This is a genomic window from Sedimenticola hydrogenitrophicus, assembly GCF_025175675.1.
GTDB classification, from domain to species: domain Bacteria; phylum Pseudomonadota; class Gammaproteobacteria; order Chromatiales; family Chromatiaceae; genus Sedimenticola; species Sedimenticola hydrogenitrophicus.
Map to the genome: position 1 here is coordinate 48527 of NZ_JANIOA010000011.1, position 24561 is coordinate 73087.

The following is a 24561-nucleotide window of genomic DNA, read 5'->3' on the forward strand; positions in this document are numbered from 1 at the left end:
GTGCATATCTGACCGGCCGGTCAGGCCGTAACGGTGCGATCAATAGTCGCCTTTCTTCCCCACCCCGACAAAGGCAAAATCCCACTCCAGGTCAAACGGTGCCCACCAGGCGCCGACGCCGGTCTCCTTGTCGGTATGCCGATAGAAACCATTATAGGCCGGTGGCTTGATGTGGTATTTCAGGTGGTACTTGCCGGGGCCATTCAGCTTGATGTTGTCGGCGTAGTGGGGACCATCGGAGGCCACCATGGGCATGAAGCTGCCGGTGGTCGACCAGCCGTCGCCCTGCTTGGTGATGGTGTAGCTGATATCCAGATAGGGCATCCATTCACCCTCGCCGAAACCGTTCTGGTTGCCCTTGATGGCGTGGATGTCCGCCTCCAGGTGGATGTCGGTATTGCCCATGCCGGGCAGCATCGGCTCCATCTTGGTCGGCTGCAGATAGACCGCGGCGATCTCCATGCCGTTCAGCTCCACCGGATCACCGATCGGCTGTTCGCCGGCGCTGACGACGGCACTTCCCAACAGACCCGCCAGGGCCAGACTCAATGCACCTCTTTTCATATAACTCTCCAGTATTATAATACGACTCATTCGCGTTACTGAGCCAAAAAAAAACCCCGCCTGGAGACTCCCCCCGACGGGGCGCGACTAAATTCCGAAAACGGCCGGCCACCAGGCCAGCCCGACCAGCATGCTTCCGGCAACACCCGGCAGCAGGGGCACCCACAATCCATGGCCCCGCAGCCCTTGATTAATCAATATCTGCCGTCCCAGGTAGAGACTCCAGAGCAGCCCGAGGGAAAACAGCCCCCCTTTCACCAGGCCGACCGTGGCATCCGACAGGCCCAGCCGGGTCAGCGGGGCGAACAGCTCACCCCCCAGTCCCAACACCAGCGACACCATGGCCACCGGCGCGTACTGATAGCCCAACTCGACAAACCGATCCGCCAAACCGCGATCCGCGCCCAGCCGCCCGGCCAGCCAGGCGGACAACCCGGTGGTTAATGACAGCAGCAGGCTTAGGAGCAGCATGACAGCCAGCATGAAACCGACAATCAGGGTGAAATCGAGCCAGTTGAACACCTCGCGCCGCTCCGGATGCACGCTCATCAGCCACCAGGGGCCGGACTCGCCGATCCAGTACCAGCCGCGCTCGATGAACCAGCCACCGACCGTCTGGCGCAGCTGTTGATACTGGGGCAGTACCAGCCAGAGAAAGCCGCCCAGGGCCACCCCGGTCCCCAGGAACAGAAAGCCCACCTCGTAGGGATTGGGGTGGTGCCGGTGGATCTGCGCGATCTCCTCACCGGGCGGCCGCAAGCGCAGATAGAGTCCCCCCGGGGATTCGGGATTGACGCAACGGAAACATTCGATGCAGTGGCGCGACTCCTCCTTGCGCGGGATGTCGATCATGGTGGGACAGACCCCTTTTTCGGTGAAGCGGTCGCCACCGGTCTTCTTCCGCTTGGGCGCGAACTGTACCGCGCCGATGCGGGAGAAGACCCCCAGCAGCAGGCCGATCGGACACATGTGACGGCACCAGGCCCGTTTATTCCGGCCATAGACGAATCCCAGAAGAATCGCCAGGAGCAGGGTACCGCCAAACACCTCGGCGATCGCTTCCGGGTGATCCCGCACACCGACCGTCTGGCCCAGTATCGTGATCAGCAGAAAACTGATGAGTGGCGTTCCCTCCCAGCGCACCCAGGCCGGAATCGGTCGTTGCAGGCCTTTTTTATTGGCCCACTCCGAGGCGGCCCCCATGGGGCAGAGCAGGCCACACCAGCTGCGCCCAGTGAAAATTACCGAGATAAACACCAGCGGAAACCAGAGGCCCCACATGGCGTAATTGGCGAAACGGGTAAAGTTGTTCAGCGGGGTGGCGTTTTCCGGCGCCTCGGGGAGGAACAGCGGCAGCAGGATGACGGCCAGGAAAAACAGGAACATGGCCGCATGCAGCCACACCAGCCGCTCACGGTGGTGGACGAAAAAGGCCTCCAGCGGGCCGGCGATGCGGGCATTCACGGTTCCCGCCACACGCACCGGGATGGCGGCCAGCCGGTCGCCGGCCCGGCCCGTGGCGAGTCGATTCACCGACAGAGGCACGCTCATGTCCCAGCACCGGCGGCGACGCGGCGGCGCTGTTTCCACCACCAAGCGATGGCCAGCGGCAGCGGCAGAATCAGCAGCAGCTGGGCCGACAGGCTCTCCAGGGTGGGATAGAGGCCCAGCCAGCTGATACGGGCAACCCCGTCAACCGGGGTAATCCCTACCCAGCCGGCTTCCTGCAGTTCCAGTATCCCGTTGCCGGCGAAGGTGACGGCCAGGTAGTAGAGCAGCACGGCGGTGAGGGTAAAAAAGAGTCCGATCGGCAGTCGGAACGAGGCCGCCTGCATCAGCCGGTAGAGCAGCAGCAGGGCCGCCAGGGCCAGGGCGAAACCGCCCAGCAGCGGCCACCACTGGCCATTCGTCTGACCACTCAGAGCCTGATAGAAGAGTACGGTCTCGGCACCTTCGCGATAGACCGCCAGAAAGGCCGCCAGGCCCAGGGCGAAGCGGCTGCCCCGGGAGAGGGCGCTGCTGATCTGGTTATGGATAAAGGCCTGCCAGCGGGCCGCCTCGCTCTTCGAGATCAGCCAGTAGCTGACATAGAACAGCACCGCTGCGGCCAGCAGCATGGTGACGCCCTCCAGCGCCTCCCGCCCGGCGCCGGAAATCTGCAGCACCACGCTGAACAGCCAGGCGGTCAGCAGGCTCGCCAGCAGCGCCCAGGCGGTGCCGTGATAGACCACCCGCACCTGCTCCGCCGCGCCCTGGCGACGCAGGTAGGCCACCAGCGCCGTGATCACCAGCATCGCCTCGAAACCCTCACGCAGCAGGATCAGGAACGCCTGCACGAACAGCCCCCAAAAATCGCTCTCCGCCGGCTGCTGGGCGTCGGCCACCTGTTCCAGTTGGGTGCGCAGTTCTTGCCAGGCGGTCGCTACCTCGTCAGCGGCACGTTCACGCGAGGCGAGTCCGATGATCTTGCTGAAGCGCGACTCCAGTTCGCTTTTCAGCGCCGGGTCGCGCATGCCGATGGCCACCTCCATCCCGCTGCCTTCGAAGATATCGAAATAGAGCCCGGAGACGGCATCCGCCGTATCAATTCCCTCCTCCGGCCGATAGTCGGCCACGATCCGGTCACCCTGACGGGTCAGTTCGGCCACCACGGCGCCGAAATCGGGTGACGCATTGGGTGTCTCGGTGGCCCCGAAACCGGTCACCGGGAGCAACAGGATGAGCAGCAGCCAACGCAGGCTCACTGGTTCACCTTGAACACTTCCAGCGGAATACCGGCCTGGTCCAACTTTTCGGCATCCCGGCGCATCGCCACCCGGATCGTCTCGGCAATGGCGCTCACCTCGGCCCCGTCCAGCCCGTTCTGGATCGCCTTGCGCAGGTCGCCGAACCGCCGCTCGACCTGATAGGTGTGCTTGGCCCCCAGCTCCATGCGCATCGCCGCCTCCATCTTGCGGTCCTCGAAGACACCGAAGTAAGCACTCACCACCGAGCGTTTGGCCTGTTTCGCATCCCCGGCCAAGTAGGAGTGCTCGGCCGCGTCGATATGCTCCACCACGGCCTCAGCCACCGCCAGCCAGCCTGCGGGTTCGCCGGCCCAACCGATAGCGGGCAGCAGCAACCAGAGAGAAATAAAAGCGTATTTCATGGCGAATCCGTACTCCACAGGCCCGGCCCTCCACCCCGGAGGCGGCTACGGGTCCCGTTCAGAAACCAGGAGAGCCAATAATAACGATTCGCAATTGTAATATCAACACCGCTTGCCCAGCCATGCTAAATTTGGCGAGGTTTAGCCTCAGCATCTCTTGGCAAGGATTTACCGCAGGGGGTTGCCCCTACGCCCGTCCCGGCATTGCCTCGTTGGGGTGCTTTACGATCCTGCGATCCCTGGATAAAAAAAGGGCGGTGGCCCTCCCGGCCACCACCCTTTTTGCCAACCGCCTCCGGCGATAAATCGTCAGCGCGGCAACTCGGAGCTCCCCATCAGGTACTCATCCACGGCGCGGGCGCACTGGCGGCCCTCACGAATCGCCCAGACCACCAGCGATTGCCCGCGGCGCATGTCGCCGGCCGCGAACACCCCACCGATGGAGGTGCGGTACGCCTCGTTCCCTTCGGTATCCCCCTTGACGTTGCCACGGCTATCCAGGCCCACGCCCAGCTCATTGATCATGCCGTCATGCACCGGATGCACAAAGCCCATCGCCAGGGTCACCAGGTCGGCCTGGAGTTCGAACTCGGAGCCGGCCACCTCGCTCATTTTCCACTCGCCCGAGTCGCTCTGCTGCCACTCCACCTTGATGCAGCGGACCGCCCTGACATTGCCCTTCCCATCATCCAGGAATGCCTTGGTGGCGACACTCCAGATCCGTTCGCAGCCCTCTTCCTGGGAGGAGGAGGTGCGCAGCTTGTTCGGCCAGTAAGGCCAGATGGTCAGATGGTCCTCTTTTTCCGGCGGCCGCGGCATGATCTCGATCTGGGTCACCGACTCCGCGCCCTGGCGGTTGGAGGTGCCGATGCAATCCGATCCGGTATCGCCACCACCAATCACCACCACGTGCTTGCCCGCGGCGGAGATGAACCCGTCCCCGACCTCGTCACCCTGCACCCGGTGACTGTTCATGCGCAGGAAATCCATGGCAAAGTGGATGCCGTTCAGCTCGCGTCCCGGTACCGGCAGGTCCCGCGGCTGCTCGGAGCCGCCGGTCAGTACCACCGCGTCAAACTTGTCCACCAAGACCTTGGCCGGAATATCGAGGCCGATGTGGGTATTGGCGTGGAACTTGACCCCTTCCGCCTGCATCTGCCCCATGCGGCGGTCGATCACCTTCTTGTCCAGCTTGAAATCGGGAATCCCGTAACGCAGCAACCCGCCGATACGGTTCTCTTTTTCGAACACCGAGATCGAGTGACCCACCCGCGCCAACTGCTGGGCGCAGGCCAGTCCGGCCGGTCCGGAACCGACGATGGCGACCCGTTTGCCGCTCTTGTGGCGGGCGATCTGGGGCTGGATCCAGCCCGCTTCCCACGCCTTCTCGACAATCGCCAGCTCGATGCTCTTGATGGTCACCGGCTCATCGGTGAGGTTGAGCGTGCACGCTTCCTGACAGGGCGCCGGGCAGATGCGCCCGGTAAACTCGGGAAAGTTATTGGTGGAGTGGAGTACCTCGATGGCCGATTTCCAGTCATTGTGGTAAACTAGGTCATTCCAGTCGGGGATGATATTGTCCACCGGGCACCCCTTGTGACAAAAGGGGATGCCACAGTCCATGCACCGCGCGCCCTGAATACTCAGCTCGTCGCTGCTCAGTTCGATGGTGAACTCGTTGAAATGAGTCAGCCGGTCGGCGACCGGCGCGTAGCTGCGGTCCTGACGCGGATACTCCTTGAAACCTGTTGGCTTACCCATGATTAGCGACCCCCCTTGACAACTTCACTACCTCGCGCCTGCGCCACCTGCATCTCCATCAGGGCGCGACGATAATCCACCGGCATCACCTTCACGAACTTCGGTAGATACTCACCCCAGTTGTCGAGGATCTTCTGAGCAACGGTACTGTTGGTGTAATGCAGGTGGTTCTCAATCAACTGCCGGAGACGGATGGAGTCGAAACGGGTCATGTCGTGACTGACATCGACCCGCCCCTTGGTCTCCAGGTCGCCGCCCTGATGATCCAGCGTCTCCAACGCATCGTCTTCGTCCCGGATCGGCTCCAGGTCGACCATGGAGAGATTGCAGCGCTGTTCGAAGCTGCCGTCCTCATCCAGTACGTAGGCGATGCCGCCGGACATGCCGGCGGCAAAGTTGCGCCCGGTCGAGCCCAGACAGACCACCACGCCCCCGGTCATGTATTCACAACCGTGGTCGCCGACCCCCTCGATCACCGCCGTGGCGCCCGAGTTGCGCACGGCGAAGCGCTCGCCGCCGACCCCGCGGAAATAGCACTCGCCGGCGATGGCGCCATAGAGCACGGTGTTGCCGACAATGATGTTCTCTTCGGCCTTGTCGATGCCCGACTCCGCCGGCGGATAGACCACGATGCGCCCGCCCGAGAGCCCCTTGCCGACGTAGTCATTGCCTTCACCCGCCAGTTCGATGGTCACACCCCGGGTCAGCCAGGCGCCCAGAGACTGGCCCGCCGTGCCCCTGGCCTTGACGTAGATGGTGTCCTCAGGCAGACCGGCGTGGCCGTATTTCTCGGCCACCCGTCCGGAGAGCATGGCGCCGAAGGTGCGGTTGTAGTTGTGGATATCGATCTCGATCCTGACCGCCTCGCCGCGCTCCAGCGCGGGCTGGGCCAACTCGATCAGGCGATGATCCATCGCCTTGTCCAGCCCGTGGTCCTGGACCTCGGTGTTATGGATCGCCACGCCCTCACCGGCCACCGGTTTCGCCAGGATGCGCGAGAAATCGAGCCCCTTGGCCTTCCAGTGGGTCACCGCCTTGCGGGTATCCAGACGGTCGCTTTGGCCGATCATCTCGTTGAAGTTGCGGAAGCCCAGCTTGGCCATCAGCTGGCGCACCTCCTCGGCGACAAAGAAGAAGTAGTTGATCACATGCTCCGGCTTGCCGGTAAACCGCTTGCGCAGTTCCGGATCCTGGGTGGCCACGCCCACCGGGCAGGTATTCAGATGGCATTTGCGCATCATGATACAGCCCTCGACGATCAGCGGCGCGGTGGCGAAACCGAACTCGTCGGCCCCCAACAGCGCGCCGACCACCACGTCGCGTCCGGTACGCAGGCCGCCGTCGACCTGGACGGCAATACGCCCGCGCAGCCGGTTCAGCACCAGCGTCTGATGGGTCTCCGCCAGACCGATCTCCCAGGAGGAGCCGGCATGCTTGATGGAGGTGAGGGGCGATGCCCCGGTACCGCCGTCGAAACCGGAGATGGTGACATGGTCGGCATGCGCCTTGGAGACACCGGCGGCCACGGTACCGACACCCACCTCGGAGACCAGCTTGACCGAGATGCGCGATTTCGGCTGCACGTTCTTCAGGTCGTGGATCAGCTGGGCCAGATCCTCGATCGAGTAGATGTCGTGATGCGGCGGCGGCGAGATCAGGCCTACACCCGGGGTGGAGTGACGCACCCGGGCGATCTGCGCATTGACCTTGTGGCCCGGCAGCTGACCGCCTTCGCCCGGCTTCGCGCCCTGCGCCATCTTGATCTGGATATCGTCCGAATTGACCAGGTATTCGGTGGTCACGCCAAAGCGGCCGGAGGCCACCTGCTTGATGGCGGAACGCTGCGGATTGGGCGAGCCGTCCGGCAGTGGGTTGAAACGGCTCGGCTCCTCACCCCCTTCACCGGTATTGGACTTGCCGCCGATGGCATTCATCGCCATCGCCAGGGTGGAGTGGGCCTCATGGGAGATCGAGCCGAAGGACATGGCCCCGGTGGCGAAACGCTTGACGATCTCCTTCGCCGGCTCCACCTCGTCCAGAGGCACCGGTTCACTCGCCCAGTTGAAATCGAACAGCCCGCGGAAGGCGAGCAGGCGCTCATCCTGTTCGTTGATCAGGTGTGAAAACTCGGCATAGCTCCTGGCATCGTTGGCCCGCGAGGCGTGCTGCACCTTGGCGATGGTATCCGGGGTCCAGGCGTGCACTTCGCCGCGCTGCCGGTAGGCATAATCGCCCCCCACATCCAGGTGTCTGCGGTAGATCGGATTGTTGCCGTAGGCATTGGCGTGCAGACGCACCGCCTCCTGGGCGATCTCGTCCAGTCCGGCGCCCTCGATCAGGCTGGAGGTGCCGGTGAAATACTGGTCGACGAAGCTGCCGGTGAGGCCCACGGCATCGAAGATCTGCGCCCCGCAGTAGGACTGGTAGGTCGAGATCCCCATCTTCGACATCACCTTCTTCAGGCCTTTGCCGATCGCCTTGATATAGCGTTTCTGCGCATCCTTGAAGCCGAGTTGTTCCGGCAGGGCCGACAGCAGGGACTGGATGGTATCGAACGCCACATAGGGGTTGATCGCCTCCGCACCGTAGCCCGCCAGGGTGGCGAAGTGGTGTACCTCGAGTGCTGCGCCGGTCTCGACCACCAACCCCGACTCGGTACGCAGCCCCTTGCGGATCAGGTGGTGATGCACCGCCGAGACCGCCAGCAGGGCCGGGATGGCGATATTATCCGCATCCACACGGCGATCCGAGAGGATCAGGATATTGAACCCCTCCAGCACCGCCTTCTCGGCGGCGTGACCCAGGGCATCCAGGGCCAGCTTCAGACCGGTCGCACCCTTGGCCGCCTTGAAGCAGATACTCAGGGTACGGGTGCGGAAGGCGCCGCCGGTGTTGTCTTCAATATTGCGGATCCGCTCCAGGTCGCTGTTCGTCAGGATCGGCTGATGCACCTCCAGGCGCATGGCCGGCTTGCTCTGGCCGATACCCAGCAGGTTGGGGCGGGGGCCGATCAGCGACACCAGCGACATCACGATCTCTTCGCGGATCGGGTCGATGGGCGGATTGGTGACCTGGGCAAAATTCTGTTTGAAGTAGGTCGACAGGTGCCGCGGCCGGTTGGAGAGCACCGACGGCGGATTGTCCGCGCCCATCGAACCGGTCGCCTCCTGGCCGGTCAGCACCATCGGTGTCAGCAGGAACTTGATATCCTCCTGGGTGTAGCCAAAGGCCTGCTGGCTGTCCAGCAGGGTCGCGGGATCCGGCGACATGGCACCCACCACTTTCGGCAGATGATCCAGGTGGATCTGGGTCTGATCCAGCCAATCCTGGTAGGGGTGCTCGGTGGAGAGCTGCGCCTTGATCTCCGCATCGTCAATGATACGTCCCTCTTCCAGGTCGATCAGGAACATCTTGCCCGGCTGCAGGCGCCACTTCTTGATAATGCGTGCCTCCGGGATATCCAGCACCCCCATCTCCGAGGCCATCATCACCATGTCGTCGTCGGTGATCAGATAACGCGCCGGGCGCAGGCCGTTGCGGTCCAGGGTGGCGCCGATCTGCCGGCCGTCGGTGAAGGCGACCGCGGCCGGTCCGTCCCACGGCTCCATCAGGGCGGCGTGGTACTCGTAGAAGGCGCGGCGGCTTTCATCCATCAACGGATTGCCCGACCAGGCCTCGGGGATCAGCATCATCATGGCGTGGGCCAGGGAGTAACCCCCTTGCACCAGCAATTCCAGGGCGTTATCGAACGACGCGGAGTCGGACTGTCCCTCCGGGATCAACGGCCATACCTTGGCCAGGTCGTCACCCAGGATCTCGGAGGCCATGGAGTGCTTGCGTGCCGCCATCCAGTTGACGTTGCCGCGCAGGGTATTGATCTCGCCGTTGTGGGCGATCATGCGGAACGGATGGGCCAGATCCCAGGTCGGGAAGGTGTTGGTGGAGAAGCGCTGATGGACCAGCGCAAGCGCCGAGACCATGCGCTCGTCCTTCAGGTCGGGATAATATTCGCCCACCTGATCGGACAGCAGCATCCCCTTGTAGGTGATGGTGCGGGAGGAGAGGGAGGTGAAGTAGAACGACTCGCCCTTCTCCAGGCCGGTTTCACGAATCACCTTCTCGATCTGTTTGCGAATGACAAACAGTTTGCGCTCGAAGGCCGCCCGCTCCGGGCAATTGGCTCCACGGCCGATAAATACTTGTTTGATGGAAGGTTCTGTTGGCTTTACGCTGTACCCAAGACCTTCATTATCCACCGGCACCTCGCGCCAGCCGATAATCTGCTGCCCCTCATCCTCGACAAACCGGTTGACCGTGCTCTCGGCCCGTGCCCGCGCCGCCTCATCGCGCGGCAGGAACAGCATGCCGACCGCATACTCGCCCGGTTCCGGCAGGGTGAAATCCAGCTGCTCACGGAAAAAGTGATCGGGTATCTGAATCAGGATACCGGCGCCGTCACCCGCGCGCGGGTCCGCGCCGACCGCACCACGGTGCGTCAGCCGCTCCAGGATTTCCAAGCCCTGTTCGACAATCCTGCGGCTCTTACGGCCCTTGATATTGGCGACAAAACCGACGCCACAGGCGTCGTGTTCGTTACGGGGATCATAGAGTCCCTGCTTCGCTGGCAAAGCGCCTTGGCCCATCGTAAACCTCATCTCATCGGGGCAGAATACGGCAACAACTGCTCTCTACCCGTTGTAAACATGGACGTAAGACCCGAAAAAACACTCTTCGAGGTTCGTCCAAAATGGCCGAAGAATGTCCATCACAAGGAATTCCGGCCGGACAGAACCCTGCAGGATAATGGAAAACTTTATTCCAGGCCAGCAATTTACTGAACAGCTTTAATTTCCCTAGATGGAGTGGGTATCCGCTACGGATTTCCGTCCTTTATTTACCCATGGCCGCCTGGACGGAGGCAAAGGTACGGGGCCAGACACCGCTATTGCGCAGCGCGGGCGGCAGGGTCTCCCGGCCCTTGAGGGCGCTGGATCGGTCCCCATAGACGCCATGGATCACCGAGTACCATGGTTGGCCCGACCGGGTCGTCTTGAAGTAGGCAACGTCCCCGCGTAGCCGGTGTTGCTCGATAAACCGCCTGGCGGCCGGCTCATCCCTGACACCCACCAGCTGCAGTGTGTAGGCAACGGGACTCCGGGTCAATATCCAACGCTCGTCCCGAAGGCGCTTCCCGGCGGTGGGGGTCGCCGAATCCGCGCCATCAGTCGCGGCGGCGGGCCTTGCCGCGAGCCCTGGCGACTCGGCAGCGGCATCCTCTTCGACCACGGGCGTGCCGCCCGCCCCGGGAGCGTCCTCGCCGGCCGGCAGATTATCGGGTGGTGACGCCTCACCGGCAGGTGACACATCGTTAACCGCGCTGGCCACTTCCCCGGCGGCCGGCGCTGTGCCGGGTTTGGGTGTGGCCGGTTCATCCGTCACGCCCGGTTGCGACGCCATCGCCTCCGCGGCAGTCGGCGGGATGACCGCCGGCCCTGGCGCCTGCTCTGTTTCCGTTGCTGTTTCCGGTTCCGGTTCCGGTTCCGGTTCCGTTGCTGTTTCCGCTTCTGGTTCCGGCCCCGCTAACAGCTGCGGCGGCTGGTCCGTCCGGGGAGCCGTCCCCAGGGGCGGCGCTTGCTCCAGCCGCTCCCCTATCCCGGGGCCTTCCGTCTCGCGCGCCGTTCCCGACCCGGGTTGCGGAAGTTGCAGGGGATGCAACCTCCCATCTGTGAAGCTCGTAACGCCTTCCACGGCCGGATCGGCTTCCGTCTGATCGAACAGCCGATTGATCTCATCCTGAAAAACCAGTGTCAGCAGCAGCAGTACCAGCAGCAAGGGCGCGCCCATCAGCACCGACAGCGGCAGGTCTGACACCACCGCTCGAATACCGAACCGTTGCTTTGCGGTGGATTGCGCAACCACCGCCTCGGCAGGCTTGGAGGCACCGGCAAAAACGCCCTGCAGTCGCTCTTCCAGCACGCCCGGCACTCCCGCGGCGTCCCTGATAATCCGCTCAATTCGTCCGGGCGCCAGTTTCAGGCCCGCCGGCTTACCCTCGGTATCGAGCAGAAACCCGATAAATGCCTGCGCCTGCGCCGCATCAAACAGCGGCATCTCAAGAGACTGGACACTCTGGAGATTCATCGCCTGCAGTTGCGGCGTCTGGAACTGCGCATTGATCTCGGGCGTGGCAAACAGCACCACCCGAATCAGCGCCCGGCTGCCGGGACGACGCTCAAAAAGCCGGAACAAGGCGATCAGTGTCGCTACCGGGAGCAGCTGGGCGTCATCGACCACTATCACCGGTAACCGTCCGGCGGCATGCAGCATCTCGAAGCGCTTGAGCAGCTCCTCGATATTCATCGCCGCGGGACCGGTCAGCCCGAAACGCCGATAGAGGAGTGAGAAGAACTGGTCGGGCTGCAGCATGTGGTCCGCCGTCAGACAGCAAAGCGCCCAATCCTCCCGGGATAAATCGCGGAATTGTTGCAGCAGGGTACTCTTACCGGAACCGGTGGCCCCTTTGATTAACAGTATTTTCTCACTGTTATCCGTCAGATGCCGCAGCAGATCCAGGCGTTGCCTGAGCTCCGGAGTTGAAAAAAACGCCTCAGATCTCCCCGGGGTGGGCGTCCTGTCATGCCGGTGAGTTGATTCGGCGCTCGCTACCGCGTCAGCCGGCCGCTGATCCATACTCATTCAGGTCCATACCCATTCAGGGTCACCTTCAAAAGTTCTGAATCAAAATCATCGGTCACTACGGAAGAGCCCAGCTGATTCATCAGAACCAAGCGAATTTTCTGTGCCAGCACCTTCTTGTCAACCGACATCAGTTGCATGAACCGATCGGCATCGATGCTCTCCGGCGGATGGGTGGGCAGGCCGGCTCGGGCGATCAGTGCCGTGATCCGGGCCTGATCGGACGCCGTCAGCCAACCCAGCCGGCGGGAAAAATCCGCCGCCATGCAGATACCGGCGCCGACGGCCTCACCATGCAGCCACTCACCATAACCCATCCCCGTTTCGATGGCATGGCCAAAGGTGTGTCCCAGGTTGAGCAGGGCACGATTGCCGGCCTCGCGTTCGTCCGCCGCCACGACACCGGCCTTATCGCTGCAGGAACGCTCAATGGCATAGCTCAGCAGAGCCTGGTCCCGGGCCATCAGACTGTCCATATTCTGTTCCAGCCAGACAAAAAATTCCGGGTCGCCGATCAGCCCGTATTTGATCACTTCCGCCAGCCCGGCGGAGAGTTGGCGCTTGTCCAGGGTAGCCAGCGTCTGAATATCGGCAATGACGCACTGTGGTTGATAAAATGCGCCAATCATATTTTTTCCCAGCGGATGATTCACACCGGTTTTACCGCCAACCGATGAATCCACTTGCGCCAGGAGCGTGGTGGGCACCTGGATGAAATAGACGCCCCGTTGGTAACAGGCGGCGGCGAAACCCGCCATGTCGCCCACCACCCCACCACCCAAACCGATCACCGTACAGCGCCGGTCGAAGCGGTTTTCCAGCAATGCATCAATAATCCCTTGCCACACCGCCAGGGTCTTGTACTGCTCGCCATCCGGCAGAATGACCGACTCGACCCGAAACTCCCGAAGCGCTGCCTGGACCGTCTCCAGATAGAGGGGCGCCACCGTGGTATTCGACACGATCAGCACCTGCTGTCCATGGATATGGGGGCGGTAGACCGCACTGTCGCCAAGCAGATCGGTACCAATATAGATGGGATAAGAGCGCTCGGCGAGATTAACATTCAAAATGCTGGTCTGGTTATTCATTATGCGATAATAATTCTGGTTAATAACTGGGTTTGGCAAAAAAATGGTAACTATTCAAAAGAACCACGGATGGACACAGATACACGCGGAGAGGGGGTCAGCATTCTGAATCTGTGTTTATCTGTGTGAATCCGTGGTTCTACAGTGCGGTTGGAGTGAAGTACGCACCCCAACGAGCCGAGCCTTGCGCATAGGGCGGGCCGTACCCGCCGACGGCGCCCATGGGGCGCCCTATGGCCGGTTTCCGGGGTATCGAAACTGCGCGTAAACCAGAAATAAGCCATATTTAGAATTGCCGCCGGGAATCACTCGGCCCTGAGCTTTCTGACAATCTCATTGGCCACCGCCGAAGCACTACGCTTCTCTGAAGTCACGACGATATCCGCCGTCTCCCGATACAGGGGATCGCGCTCCGCCATCAGCGCCTGCAGGGTGCCCAGAGGATCCTCTGTCTGCAACAGCGGCCGACTCCGGTCCCGCAGGGTACGTTCATACTGCTGTTCCGGGCTACAGTAGAGATAGACCACAAAACCGCGGCTGCTCAGGTTGCGTCGATTATCCGGATCGAGGATCGAACCACCCCCGGTGGCCAGCACCAGCCCCGCTTGTTGGGTAAGATCTTCGATCACGGCGCTTTCGCGCTTGCGGAATCCCTCCTCACCCTCATAGTCGAATATGGTGGGAATATCGACCCCAGTACGTCGCTGGATCTCGTGATCGGTATCATCAAAATCCAGGCCGAGCAATGCGGCCACCTGACGACCGATGGTGCTTTTACCAGCCCCCATGGGCCCAATCAGAAAGATATTGTTTGGATGATTCATAGAGCGCTAGGTATGCCAGATTTTCTATCAACAGACAATTAAAAATGGACCATCAACACGAATCGCCGGATATTTCCGGGCTATCGGCAGAAATCCTGGTCCAGTTGTTCATGGGCCACCCGTTGCGCGGTCCCGGACCACGGCAAACTTTTCCCCGTCATTGCGAGGTGCCGCCGCACCGTTCCCGGCCATTGCCAGGGGTTTGCGCGACGCAGCAATCCCAGGCTTCGGATTGGCGGGCCGCTTCGCCGTTGTGCTCCACGCAACGCCCGCAAGGCATAAGCGCTTCACGCGCTGCGTTGTCCGGCCGCCCCAAACAAGAAGGGTCTATCCGCGCGGATAGACCCTTCCGGGTGCAACCAGGAGAGCCGTGTATCAGCGGGCTGACAGGGTCTCCTTGAGGATCTTCGGGGTGACGAAGATCAACAGTTCCCGGTTCTCATCCGTACGCAGTTCCTGTTTGAACATGAAGCCCACATAGGGGAGATCGCCGAAGAATGGGACACGTTCATTTCTGCGCGTCTCCGAACGCTCGAATACACCGCCCAGGACCACGGTTTCGCCGTTCTCGACCAGCACGGAGGTCTCAACCTCCCGCGTATCCACTGGCGGCACGCCCAAGACCGAACGGGAGAAGTCGGGACTGTCCTTGGAGATATTGAGATCCATGATAATCCGATCATCCGGGGTGATATGGGGGGTCACCTCAAGCTTCAGCACCGCCTCCTTGAACGAGACCGTGGTCGCGCCACTGGAACTGGCCTCCTGATAGGGGATCTCGACACCCTGCTTGATCACCGCGGTACTCTGATCCGATGTGACCACCCGGGGGCTGGAAACGACCTCGCCCTTGCCCTCCTGCTGCATGGCGGAGAGCTCCAGCTGCAGCAGATAGGAACCGAGCTTCCCGGCGATAAAGTTTATTGCCCCGCCCCTGGATGAACTCAGGGTCTGTGGGAGATTGACCAGCAGCCCCTCCATACCGGAACCGGCGGGCGACTCCAGGGAGCCCTCATGCAAGCCGGCCGTGTTACCGATGTAGCCCGCCTGGGTGCCATTGATATCCAGGAAGTTACCGTCCTGCTTGAGGTGGGTGCTGAGGCCGAAACGCACGCCGATATCCCTGGCGAAATCATCATTGGCGATCACCACACGGGACTCGATCAGCACCTGCCGGACGGCCACATCGAGCCGCGTGATCAGCCGCCGGATATCGTCAAGTTTGGCGGCGGTATCGCGTACCAGCAGGGTATTGGTCCTTTCATCGAAAGTGACATTGCCACGCTCAGGCGTCAGCAGCTGATTGCCTTCCGCCTTCAACAGTTTCTGTATATCGGTCGCCTTGGCATAGTTCAGCTGTATGTATTCCGAAAACAGCGGCGCCAACTCCTCGATCTGGCGCTGCGACTCCAGCTCCAGCTTTTCGCGCGCGGCTATCTCTTCGGTTGGCGCAATCAGCAGGACGTTGCCATTCTGGCGCATGGAGAGACCGCGCGTTTTCATGATGATGCTTAGCGCCTGATCCCACGGAACATTCTTCAACCGCAGGGTGATATTGCCGCTAACCGTATCCGAGGTGACCAGATTCAGACCGGTGAAATCCGCCAGCAGCTGGAGTACGGCGCGCACTTCGATATCCTGGAAATTGAGAGACAACCGTTCACCGGTGAACGTCTCCTTGCGCCGCTGCATCTCCTCTCTTTCCTCCTTGGTCAGGGCGCGAAATTCGACAGTAAAGAGATCATTGGCCTGGTAGGCGAGGTGTTCGTACTCACCCATTGCGGTGATCTCGATATGCACATTCTCGCCCTGGCTGGTGACCTCGAACTGTTTTACCGGGGTGGAGAAATCGCCCACATCAAACTTGCGCATCAACCGCTCCGGCAGCGAGGTATTGAGGATATCCAGGACGATCCGGCCTGACTCCTCGCGCATATCCACGGCGGCTGCCGGATTGCCCAGGGTCAGGATCACCTGCCCCTCGCCGCCATCACCCCGCCGGAAATCCACATTGCGCAGACTGTCCACCGGCTCCCCGGCCGTGTCCGGGGAAGCTGGCACGGCGGGTGCCGCCGCGGTGGCTGTTCTGCCGGAGGAGGCCACCCGGGCACCACCCTTGATGGTGATTTCCAGCTGGTTTCCGTTCACCACGATATCGTGGCCTGTCGCTTCAACCAGATTGACCACCACCCGGGTGCGGTCTCCCGCCTCAATAGCCGTGACGCTACGGGTATTGCCAATCCCGATTGCCTGGGTTTTGCTGCTCAGCCCGTTGGACATGCCAAAAAAATCCAGCGCAATGCGTGCGGGATTATCGGTGGTGAACATCTGTGGCCGTTCAATCGGTTTATCCGCACGCAGCGTAATGACCACATCGTCGCCAGGCAACGCGGAGAAAGTCAGTTCTTTCAGCACATTGTCCGCCGCGAAAACGGGTGTCAGCGAACACAGGAACAGGAGAACAACTGCCAGGAACAGCCGCCGGGAGGAGTGGTGCAGGGGTGCACCGTTTACGGACCCAAGGATGGAGGAGGGGTACAGGGATGTACCGTTTACGAACCTGAGGATGGAATTCATCACATCCGTCGCCACACCCTGACCCTGAGGCTGGTTCCACCGTTTTACGTCAAGTGGTTTATTTTTCATTAACATAGCCCTGTTACTCTCCTGCCAATGCCAAGGAGGCCTGCCGCTCACGGTAACCGCCCTGACCGTCCGGAATGATCTCCGTCAACTCAACCTGGGTTTCATTGATCTGGGTTATCTGCCCGTGGTTTGTCCCCAGATAATTGCCCGCCTTAACCCGGTGAATCGTTCTCTCTTGTGTCTGGATCAACGCCCATGTAATCCCCAACTGCTCCAGCAGCCCCACCATGCGCAGCGAATCCAGCGGATAACTCTCCAGCTCCTCCTTGCGGCGGTTGAAGTCCGGCCCGAATCCATCGCCTGCATTCTGTCCGAGCGACTCCTCGCCCTGGGCCTGTGACTCAAACGGGCTGCGCCGGCCGTCGCTTAGATAGGCGAAAGTCTCAATCGGCTTGATTTCCGGCAATGGCTCAATGTGCCCGGCCTTCCTGGATTTCACTTCATCCACATAGCTTTTCAGATCGTGCATGCTCCGGTCGGCACAGGCAGACAGCAGGAGAACAGCGGCCAGCAAAGGTACAAGACGAATGATCTTGTTATACGTCATCAATTCGCCTCCTCTTCCAGATAGCGGTATGTCTTTGCCGTCGCGGTCATCACCAGCACCCCCTCGGCGCGGGGCGTCACGGAGACGTCATGGATGGTGACGATGCGCGGCAGGGCGGCCAGGCCACTGATAAAGGCCCCCAGTTCATGGTAATTGCCGAATACCCGCAGCTGTATCGGCAATTCGGCGTAAAACTCGCGCGGGACTTCAGCCTGCGGACCGAACAGCTCGAATTCCAGGCCCGCGGCCAAACCGGTTTGCGATACATCCACCAGCAGATCCGCCACTTCGGTCTTGTTCGGCAACTGTCGCAACATGGCGCCGAAGGACTGCTTCATCTCTTCCAGCTGCTTCTTGTATTTCTCCAGATTTACCGCTTTGGCCTGCTTGCGCTCAAACTCGGCACGCAGGCTCAACTCCTTCTTCTCTGCGGTCTCCAGGTTGAGCAACTGCTCTTCGGTGTTGTAATAGTACCAGCCGACGGCGACTCCGACGCAGAGCAGGATAATAATAAACGCCTTTACGGGCGTCGGCCAACCGCCGATATTGTTGAAATCAAGTTCATTCAACTCCTGAAGGTTCACTGCTGATCCCCCTTTTCCTTATTGCGGTCGATCTGTTTGGCCGTCAGGGTGAATATACCCTTGGATCTTTCGGTGCTGGTGATCACCTGCAGGGACGGCCCACCCAACCAGGCCGAAGTATCGATATTACGCATGTAGGCGGAGACGCGGGCATTGGACTCGGCGACTCCATTCAATGTTATCGCCCCCCCCTTCTGATCCAGCTTGGTCAGGTGGGTACCATCCGGAATGGTAGTAACCAGTTCGTCAAACAGGTGCACGATCTGCGGTCGGCTGCCCTGTAGTGACTGGATCACATTCATGCGCGCAATCAGTTGCGCTTTCTGCTTCTCCAGATCCTGTATCTCTTTGATTTTTTTATCGACGATCGCAATCTCTTGCCCCAGATAGCCGTTGCGCGCTCCCTGGTGGCTGATCATATCCTCGATATAGAAGTGCACTCCCCCCGCGGCGGCACCGGTCAGTATCAGCGCAAGCAGCACCGACATGCCGAAGTCCTTTTGGCGCTTTTTTCTGAGGGTTTCCCGCCAGGGAAGTAGATTTATATGGGCCATATCAGTCGAAACTCCTCAATGCGAGTCCGCAGGCAATCATCAGCGACGGCGCGTCGTTACTCAGTCCCTGGGGTTTTACATTGGATGATACCGACATGTTGGCGAAGGGATTGGCCACAACCGTGGGCGTGCCTATCTTCTCCTCGATCAGTTCATCAACGCCCGGGATTGACGAACTCCCGCCGGCCAGGATGATGTAGTCGACACTGTTATAGGCGCTGGACGAGAAGAAGAATTGCAACGAACGACTTACCTGTTGAGCCATCGCCTCCTTAAACGGCTCCAGCACCTCAGGCAGATAATTATCCGGCAACCCGCCCTGACGTTTTGCCATGCCGGCCTCCTCATGCGAGAGACCGTAACGCCGCTGAATCTCCTCGGTCAACTGCCTGCCGCCAAAATTCTGTTCCCGCGTATAAATGATCTTGCCGTTGCGCAGCACATTCAGCGTCGTGGTGGTCGCCCCGATGTCCGCGATGGCAACCGTCTGATCGTCGCCGCTGTCCGGCAGCTGATCGACGATCTGGCTGAAGGCGTTCTCCATGGCGTAGGCTTCGACGTCGACAACGCTGGCCGCCAAACCGGCAATTTCCAGGGCCGCCACCCGGTCATCGACATTTTCGCTGCGCGAGGCCGCCAGCAGCACATCCATCATTTCCGGGCTCTTCTCCGAAGTCCCCAGGACCTCAAAATCCAGGTTCACCTCTTCCAGCGGATAGGGGATGTACTGATCGGCCTCAAGTTGAATCTGACTCTCCATCTCCGCATCGGAGAGCGAGGCGGGCATGGTGATGATCTTGGTGATTACCGCAGACCCGGAGACGGCCACCGCAGCCTGGCGTGCCTTGGTACCGGAACGCCTGACCACATTCTGAATGGCCTGACCGACGGCGTCGACATCGGCTATATTCTTCTCCACCACGGCATTTGCCGGAAGCGGTTCTACCGCGTAGGCTTCAACCCTGAACTGGGCGCCCGACCGGCCTGACGACTTACTCAACTCTAGCAGTTTGACTGCCGTGGAACTGATATCCAGGCCAAGCATCGCCTGCTTCTTGGAGCCGAAAAAAGGGACCATCGCGTTTCCTTTCTCGCAATTAAAATATAGCTTTACGGAGAACTTTTAGGTTTTCCTTTAATTAGAATAGTTAACTATATAGCAGTAAATGATTTTCTTGTGAAGTATTTTTTATCCAAGACTGTCACAACAACACATATTTGGTAGTATAGCCACATATTCTGGACAATATATTCTGGATCCCCATCAATACACAATCCGTGAACTGGCTCATGAAGTGGTTAATGAAACCGATCAAGTTTTTCCTCTGGCTCAGCCTGCTGGGATCCCTAACCGGCGCCCTCACCGTCGCCTCACTCTACTATTATCTCGAGCCGTCACTCCCCTCGATCGAGAGCCTGAAAAGCGTCCAGTTCCAGGTCCCGTTACGGGTCTACTCGAGTGACGACAAACTCATCGCCGAGTTTGGTGAAATGCGCCGCATCCCTCTGGCCTATGAAGATATCCCAGAACCCCTGGTCCAGGCCTTTCTGGCCGCCGAGGATGACCGCTTTTTCGAACACCCGGGTGTCGATTACAAGGGCTTGCTGCGCGCCGCCTATCAATTGTTGCTTACCGGCGAACGCCGACAGGGCGGCAGCACCATCACCATGCAGGTGGCACGAAATTTCTTCCTTTCCAGCGAAAAGACCTTCACGCGGAAATTCAGCGAGATCTTCCTATCCCTCCGGATTGAACACGAACTGACAAAACAGGAGATCCTGGAGTTATACCTTAATAAGATATACATGGGAAATCGCGCCTATGGGATCGGCGCGGCCGCCATGGTCTACTACGGCAAGACCGTAGACCAGTTGACCCTGCCCCAGATTGCCATGATCGCGGGCCTGCCAAAGGCGCCCTCTCGCTACAACCCGCTGGCCGACCCGGAACGATCAATGCAACGGCGGGACTACGTCCTCGGCCGGATGGCCAAGCTGGGCTTTATCAATGATGCGGAAGAGCAAGCGGCGCGGTCCGTACCCCTCACCGCAGCACTGAATACCGCACAGACCGAGGCCGATGCCCCTTACGTCGCCGAAATGGTCAGGGCGGAAATGTATGAGCGTTATGGCAACGACGCCTACACCACCGGCTTTAATGTCTATACCACCATCGACAGCAAGCTGCAGTCCGTCGCCAACCAGGCGCTCAGAAACAACTTGCAATCCTACGACCTGCGGCATGGCTACCGCGGTGCGGAGCAGCACCTCAAGCTCTCGGGTGACGAAGATAACCAGACGCTGGATGCACTGCTCAGGGATCACCGGATAGTTGGCGACCTGCTGCCCGCCATTGTCACCGGCATCGAGGAGAAAAGCGCCACACTCTATCTCGGCGAAGGCCGCCATGAAACCCTGTCGTGGACCGGGATGGAGTGGGCTCAACCATTCAAGAGCGAAAATCAGGTTGGCGCAAAACCCCGGCAGGCCAGCGAGATCATTCAACCGGGGGACCTGGTCAGGGTGCTGATCAGCGAGAGCGATACCGGGCCTACCCTCCGACTGGCCCAAATCCCCGCCGCCGAGAGCGCTTTTGTCGCACTGCATCCGGACAATGGCGCCATCATGGCCCTGACCGGTGGCTATGATTTCTATCACAGCAAGTTCAACCGGGTTACCCAGGCCATGCGCCAGCCGGGATCCGGCTTCAAGGCCATCATCTACTCCGCCGCGCTCGAGGCCGGCTTCACTGCCGCCAGCCTGATCAATGACGCCCCCGTGGTGTTCGATGATCCCAGCCTGGAAGGGGCCTGGCGCCCGGAGAACTACAGCGGAAAGTTCTTTGGTCCCACCCGACTGAGATATGCGTTGACCAAGTCGCGCAACCTCGTCTCCATCCGCCTGCTGCGTTCCATGGGGATTGCCCACGCCCTGGAACACGCCAAAAAGTTCGGCTTCAATCCCGCCGATCTGCCGCACAACCTTTCGTTGGCCCTGGGCAGCGGCGCGGTGACCCCGCTGCAGATGGCCTCGGCCTATGCCATTCTGGCCAATGGCGGGTTCAGGATCGAACCCCACTTTATCAGCCGCATCGAAAGGGACAATGGTGAACTGATCTTTCAGGCCACCCCGGTCACGGTCTGCGACGGCTGCACAGCGGCGGGCAACAGTGAACTGCCGCTCGCGGAACGGGTGATTTCACCGCAGAATCACTACCTGATGAATTCCATGATGCGCGATGTCATCACCCAGGGCACCGCCGTCAAGGCACGCAGCCTGGGGCGCTCGGACCTTGCCGGCAAGACCGGCACCACCAACGACCAGCGGGACGCCTGGTTCAACGGCTTCAACCGCTCTCTGGTGGCGATCACCTGGGTCGGCTTTGATTCGTCCAAACCGCTCGGCAGGGGCGAAGTCGGCGGCCGCGCCGCACTACCGGCCTGGATCGAGTTCATGGGAAGCGCATTAAAGGATATCCCCGAACAGCCGCTTAAGGTACCAACCGGTATGGTCACCGTACGCATCGACCCACAAACGGGAAAGCGTGCCAGCGTCGATCAGTCCGACGCCATATTTGAAGTTTTTCGTAGCGAAAACGCCCCCAAGGAACTCTCCGGTGAGGCGGTGTCGAACAGCGAGCCGGGACAGCCCATCAAGGGAACTGCCAGTGAGGAGCAGATATTCTGAGGGCCTGGAAAGCAATAACAGTTCTAGCTTGTGCCGGATTTTCGTTAGCCTTCAAGGCACGCAGAACGCCCGAAGCAAGCCTTGGCGCAACACCGAGGGTGGACGAAAAGACCTGCAAGATGTGATGGTTGATTATTGACCAGCCCTAACCAGGAGCATCATTATCATGCCCCGTCGTTCAGCGCCCCGCGCGCTCAGACATCAGATCGCCATTGAGGCTGCGCAATTGATCGCCGAACAGAGTGATCTCAGCTATGCCCAGGCTCGCACTAAAGCCGCCAGGCGACTGCGCTGCACGGACCAGCGCCAGCTACCGGAAAACCGCGAAATCGAGCTGGCCCTGAAAAACCACCTGGAACTGTTTCAGTCGGCGACCCAGGGCGCGCAGCTGCGCCAGCTCAGGGAGAGCGCGGTGGCGGCCATGCGACTGTTCAGCCAATACCATCCGCGCCTTATCGGCCCGGTACTGAGCGGGATTGCCAACCAGCACACCCCCATCAGCCTGGTGCTCTTCTCGGACACCGTGGAGGCCGTGGCCATCTCATTGATGGACTGGAAGATCCCCTTTCGACAGCGTGAGCTGCCGTTGGATTACAGCAATAAAAAGCGCGCCGCACGGACGTTATTCAGTTTCCATGCCGGAGAGCACCGGCTGGAACTGCTGGTCCTTCCGGAGTCGGAGCGGCACAACATGCCGCTGGACCCGACAGAAGGACGCCCCCAGAAGGGGGCGTCGCTGAACAAACTGCTAACGATGCTCGAGTCAGACTAACGCTTGCCCACCGGGACGTAATCCCGCATCGGCGCGCCGGTGTAGAGCTGGCGTGGGCGCCCGATTCTCTGCTCGGGATCGTCCATCATCTCCATCCAGTGCGCCACCCAGCCGACCGTCCTGGCAACCGCAAACATCACGGTGAACATGCTGGTCGGGATACCCAGGGCCTGATAGATGATACCGGAGTAGAAGTCGACGTTGGGATACAGTTTGCGCTCGACGAAGTACTCATCCTCCAATGCCACCTGCTCAAGGCGCAGGGCCAGCTCGAACAGAGGATTATTGTTGTCCTTCATGTTCTCGAGCACTTCGTGACACACTTCGCGGATCAGTGTGGCGCGCGGGTCGAAGTTCTTGTAGACCCGGTGACCGAAGCCCATCAAACGGAACGGGTCGTTCTTATCCTTGGCTTTGGCGATATACTTGTCGATCTGGGAAACATCCCCGATCTCTTCCAGCATATCCAGAACCGCCTCGTTGGCGCCGCCGTGCGAGGGGCCCCACAAGGAAGCGATACCGGCGGCGATACAGGCGAACGGATTGGCCTGCGAACTGCCGGAGAGACGAACGGTTGAAGTACTGGCGTTCTGCTCATGATCGGCATGCAGGATGAACAGCATATTGATCGCCTTCACCGCGACGGGATCCGGGGTGTAATCCTCGCAGGGATTACTGAACATCATGCGCAGGAAGTTTTCGCAATAATCCAGATCATTTCGCGGATAGATGAAGGGTTCGCCAACATTGTGCTTATAGCTGGCCGCCGCGATAGTCGGCATCTTGGCAATCAGCCGGTGGGCGGAAATCTCACGATGCCGCGGATTATTGATATCCAGCGAGTCGTGATAGAAGGCGGAGAGCGATCCAACCACACCGACCATGATACCCATGGGGTGGGCGTCATACTGGAAACCATCGAAGAAGTTCTTCAGGGTCTCCTTGATCATGGTGTGGTGGCGGATGGTGTTATCAAATGAGGCCAGCTCCTCGGCCTTCGGTAGCTCGCCATACATCAGCAGATAGGCGACTTCGAGAAAGCTGGCCTCTTTGGCCAACTGCTCGATGGGGTAGCCGCGATAACGCAGGATCCCCTTGTCTCCATCAATGTAGGTAATCGCGCTACGGCAGCTTGCCGTGGCCACGAAACCGGGATCGTAGGTAAACATCCCGGTGTTCTTGTAGAGGGTCGAGATGTCGGCGACTTCAGGTCCTTCAGTGCCCTTATACACAGGCAGCTCTACAGAGGTTCCATCCACTTCGTTGGTTAAGGTTACTTTTTTATCTGACATAAGTTCACTTTCTCCTGCCATAAACTGGCTAACTGGCCTTTTATATAACAGTCGGCCGATCAGAACAACCCCTCAGACACTTAATAGGACAACCATCCAAACATAGTTTTCCTTGTACTGCCTGACTTTTCGGCAAATTATTAAATAAAATCGGTTGCGGCCACGTTGAGACGCGGAGTCTTTCGGGATTTTGCAATCGCCGCAATGCTACCAAAACCTTATTTGGACGCAATGACTGCATTTTTTAATACAGCACATTGAAATAATGAATACTGCCGAATACCAGAAGGCGAAAGGGTGTCGATTATGCGTTGTGCAAAGACGCGTTAAGCATAGTCCATCGGTTTGAAAACGCCCGGATTCGAGGCCGGTGCAATCAACGCCGGGTGCGCCCG

General features: G+C 60.1%; 17 protein-coding genes. 2 read left to right on the top strand and 15 right to left on the bottom strand.

All coding sequences use genetic code 11. The features are described from left to right. Positions 1-39: 39 nt before the first annotated feature. From NPX02_RS08010 to NPX02_RS08075, 14 genes are all read right to left on the bottom strand, one after another. On the bottom strand, positions 40-564 hold the full coding sequence (locus tag NPX02_RS08010) for an iron transporter (protein ID WP_275098171.1): 525 nt from the start codon (positions 562-564) through the stop codon (positions 40-42). Positions 565-651: 87 nt separating this feature from the next. Beyond that, positions 652-2115, bottom strand: coding sequence for a 4Fe-4S binding protein (locus tag NPX02_RS08015; protein ID WP_260292985.1), 1464 nt, complete (start codon positions 2113-2115; stop codon positions 652-654). Then, positions 2112-3308, bottom strand: a complete 1197-nt coding sequence (locus tag NPX02_RS08020; protein WP_260292987.1) for an FTR1 family iron permease — start codon at positions 3306-3308, stop codon at positions 2112-2114. Before NPX02_RS08020 ends, NPX02_RS08015 begins: the two co-directional genes overlap by 4 nt. Further along, positions 3305-3712 (bottom strand): hypothetical protein, encoded by a 408-nt coding sequence (locus NPX02_RS08025; RefSeq protein WP_260292988.1) that lies wholly within the window; start codon positions 3710-3712, stop codon positions 3305-3307. Before NPX02_RS08025 ends, NPX02_RS08020 begins: the two co-directional genes overlap by 4 nt. Before the next feature lie 309 nt (positions 3713-4021). Continuing rightward, entirely contained in the window at positions 4022-5473 is a 1452-nt protein-coding gene (locus NPX02_RS08030; protein ID WP_260292989.1) for a glutamate synthase subunit beta, read from the bottom strand. Between the two features lie 2 nt (positions 5474-5475). Next, entirely contained in the window at positions 5476-10116 is a 4641-nt protein-coding gene (gene gltB / locus NPX02_RS08035; RefSeq protein ID WP_260292990.1) for a glutamate synthase large subunit, read from the bottom strand. Positions 10117-10363: 247 nt separating this feature from the next. Continuing rightward, positions 10364-12169 carry an AAA family ATPase gene (locus NPX02_RS08040; RefSeq protein WP_260292991.1) on the bottom strand — a complete coding sequence of 602 codons (1806 nt, stop codon included), beginning with the start codon at positions 12167-12169 and terminating at the stop codon, positions 10364-10366. Next, positions 12166-13260, bottom strand: coding sequence for a 3-dehydroquinate synthase (aroB, locus tag NPX02_RS08045; RefSeq protein ID WP_260292992.1), 1095 nt, complete (start codon positions 13258-13260; stop codon positions 12166-12168). The genes NPX02_RS08040 and aroB overlap by 4 nt, the downstream gene beginning before the upstream one ends. Positions 13261-13565: 305 nt before the next feature. Next, positions 13566-14084: a shikimate kinase AroK gene (gene aroK, locus NPX02_RS08050; RefSeq protein ID WP_260292993.1), complete on the bottom strand. Its 519-nt coding sequence runs from the start codon at positions 14082-14084 to the stop codon at positions 13566-13568. Between the two features lie 375 nt (positions 14085-14459). Further along, a complete protein-coding gene (gene pilQ / locus NPX02_RS08055; RefSeq protein ID WP_260292994.1) occupies positions 14460-16499 on the bottom strand; it encodes a type IV pilus secretin PilQ in 2040 nt (679 codons plus the stop codon). A 244-nt stretch (positions 16500-16743) separates the two neighbouring features. Further along, complete coding sequence (locus NPX02_RS08060; protein ID WP_260292995.1) at positions 16744-17277, bottom strand: pilus assembly protein PilP; 534 nt, start codon at positions 17275-17277, stop codon at positions 16744-16746. Further along, entirely contained in the window at positions 17277-17861 is a 585-nt protein-coding gene (locus NPX02_RS08065; RefSeq protein WP_260292996.1) for a type IV pilus inner membrane component PilO, read from the bottom strand. The genes NPX02_RS08060 and NPX02_RS08065 overlap by 1 nt, the downstream gene beginning before the upstream one ends. Beyond that, positions 17858-18415 (bottom strand): PilN domain-containing protein, encoded by a 558-nt coding sequence (locus tag NPX02_RS08070; RefSeq protein ID WP_260292997.1) that lies wholly within the window; start codon positions 18413-18415, stop codon positions 17858-17860. The genes NPX02_RS08065 and NPX02_RS08070 overlap by 4 nt, the downstream gene beginning before the upstream one ends. A 1-nt stretch (position 18416) precedes the next feature. Then, on the bottom strand, positions 18417-19493 hold the full coding sequence (locus tag NPX02_RS08075) for a pilus assembly protein PilM (RefSeq protein WP_260292998.1): 1077 nt from the start codon (positions 19491-19493) through the stop codon (positions 18417-18419). A gap of 224 nt (positions 19494-19717) precedes the next feature. Between NPX02_RS08075 and NPX02_RS08080 the strand changes: the two genes are divergently transcribed. Continuing rightward, positions 19718-22102: a penicillin-binding protein 1A gene (locus NPX02_RS08080; protein WP_260292999.1), complete on the top strand. Its 2385-nt coding sequence runs from the start codon at positions 19718-19720 to the stop codon at positions 22100-22102. Positions 22103-22268: 166 nt separating this feature from the next. Continuing rightward, positions 22269-22874 carry a hypothetical protein gene (locus NPX02_RS08085; protein WP_260293000.1) on the top strand — a complete coding sequence of 202 codons (606 nt, stop codon included), beginning with the start codon at positions 22269-22271 and terminating at the stop codon, positions 22872-22874. Here the strand turns inward: NPX02_RS08085 and NPX02_RS08090 are convergent. Next, positions 22871-24166 (bottom strand): citrate synthase, encoded by a 1296-nt coding sequence (locus NPX02_RS08090; protein WP_260293001.1) that lies wholly within the window; start codon positions 24164-24166, stop codon positions 22871-22873. The two genes, NPX02_RS08085 and NPX02_RS08090, sit on opposite strands and share 4 nt — an antisense overlap. Positions 24167-24561 lie beyond the last annotated feature (395 nt).

What these genes read in the sequence shown, in the direction of transcription:
- NPX02_RS08010 (WP_275098171.1), bottom strand. Translation starts at nt 564, where the DNA reads ATGAAAAGAGGTGCATTGAGTCTGGCCCTGGCGGGTCTGTTGGGAAGT.
- NPX02_RS08015 (WP_260292985.1), bottom strand. Translation starts at nt 2,115, where the DNA reads ATGAGCGTGCCTCTGTCGGTGAATCGACTCGCCACGGGCCGGGCCGGC.
- NPX02_RS08025 (WP_260292988.1), bottom strand. Translation starts at nt 3,712, where the DNA reads ATGAAATACGCTTTTATTTCTCTCTGGTTGCTGCTGCCCGCTATCGGT.
- NPX02_RS08030 (WP_260292989.1), bottom strand. Translation starts at nt 5,473, where the DNA reads ATGGGTAAGCCAACAGGTTTCAAGGAGTATCCGCGTCAGGACCGCAGC.
- gltB (WP_260292990.1), bottom strand. Translation starts at nt 10,116, where the DNA reads ATGGGCCAAGGCGCTTTGCCAGCGAAGCAGGGACTCTATGATCCCCGT.
- NPX02_RS08040 (WP_260292991.1), bottom strand. Translation starts at nt 12,169, where the DNA reads ATGAGTATGGATCAGCGGCCGGCTGACGCGGTAGCGAGCGCCGAATCA.
- aroB (WP_260292992.1), bottom strand. Translation starts at nt 13,260, where the DNA reads ATGAATAACCAGACCAGCATTTTGAATGTTAATCTCGCCGAGCGCTCT.
- aroK (WP_260292993.1), bottom strand. Translation starts at nt 14,084, where the DNA reads ATGAATCATCCAAACAATATCTTTCTGATTGGGCCCATGGGGGCTGGT.
- NPX02_RS08060 (WP_260292995.1), bottom strand. Translation starts at nt 17,277, where the DNA reads ATGACGTATAACAAGATCATTCGTCTTGTACCTTTGCTGGCCGCTGTT.
- NPX02_RS08070 (WP_260292997.1), bottom strand. Translation starts at nt 18,415, where the DNA reads ATGGCCCATATAAATCTACTTCCCTGGCGGGAAACCCTCAGAAAAAAG.
- NPX02_RS08075 (WP_260292998.1), bottom strand. Translation starts at nt 19,493, where the DNA reads ATGGTCCCTTTTTTCGGCTCCAAGAAGCAGGCGATGCTTGGCCTGGAT.
- NPX02_RS08080 (WP_260292999.1), top strand. Translation starts at nt 19,718, where the DNA reads ATGAAACCGATCAAGTTTTTCCTCTGGCTCAGCCTGCTGGGATCCCTA.
- NPX02_RS08085 (WP_260293000.1), top strand. Translation starts at nt 22,269, where the DNA reads ATGCCCCGTCGTTCAGCGCCCCGCGCGCTCAGACATCAGATCGCCATT.
- NPX02_RS08090 (WP_260293001.1), bottom strand. Translation starts at nt 24,166, where the DNA reads ATGTCAGATAAAAAAGTAACCTTAACCAACGAAGTGGATGGAACCTCT.